Below are 705 nucleotides of genomic sequence, written 5' to 3'. Positions count from 1 at the left end.
ATGGAGGGTTCGAAAACCCTCTTGGTTTTGAGGCCCTCTCCGTGATTCCATTTTTCCGGTTTTTATTGGAGGAGTGGCGACATGAAACAGTCCGGTTTCTTTGATGTTGAAGAGCGGCTTTCTCGTTTGAGCGGGCTTGGTGATCAACTTGAAGCGTTTTCCCGGACTGTGGATTTTGAGGTGTTCCGTCCGGAGCTGACCAAGGCACTGGCCTATTCAGACGGAAGCAAAGGCGGCCGTCCTCCGTTTGATCCAGTGCTGATGACGTACCCCCGAAAATGTAACCATTTAAAAGTAGAGTCCGATCGAGAAGGATACGGACGGATGAAACGTAGTCGTTTTACGGAAGAGCAGATGGAGGGTTCGAAGAACCCTTGATTGATTACCCTTGCGCCTGATTTCTGGTTGCTGGTGCTGATTTTCACTCTGCGTTTTGAGCAGAGAGAGGGTTTCATGCTCTGGATTGCTACGCGCTCGCGTTAATCCGCTCCAGGAGGAGAAAGCGGCGCATATTATAGACGATATTGGCCAGCCCGATCCTCATGGTGGCCCGCGTTATGCCTACGGTTCGGACGAACAGTCCCGTCTGTGATTTCTGATCGGCAAAGACATGCTCAACGCGAGATCTGATCACCGACTTCCCTGCGTTGGATCTCTGGATATGGCGGGGCATAGGCCTGAGATGCGGCTTTTTCCTGTGAACCT

2 pseudogenes are annotated in these 705 nt (G+C 51.8%); one reads left to right on the top strand and one right to left on the bottom strand.

The annotated features are described in order from the left end of the window. Positions 1–81: 81 nt before the first annotated feature. Positions 82–264 (top strand): annotated as a pseudogene (locus KP699_RS16300) (IS5/IS1182 family transposase); the annotation flags it as partial. Between the two features lie 202 nt (positions 265–466). On the opposite strand, the pseudogene KP699_RS16295 reads toward KP699_RS16300, so the two are convergent. Beyond that, positions 467–705 (bottom strand): annotated as a pseudogene (locus KP699_RS16295) (IS5/IS1182 family transposase); the annotation flags it as partial.

Origin of the sequence: Acetobacter sp. P1H12_c (assembly GCF_018811975.1) — a bacterium.
GTDB classification, from domain to species: Bacteria; Pseudomonadota; Alphaproteobacteria; order Acetobacterales; family Acetobacteraceae; genus Acetobacter; species Acetobacter persici.
This window is presented reverse-complemented; position numbering and strand designations above follow the sequence as displayed.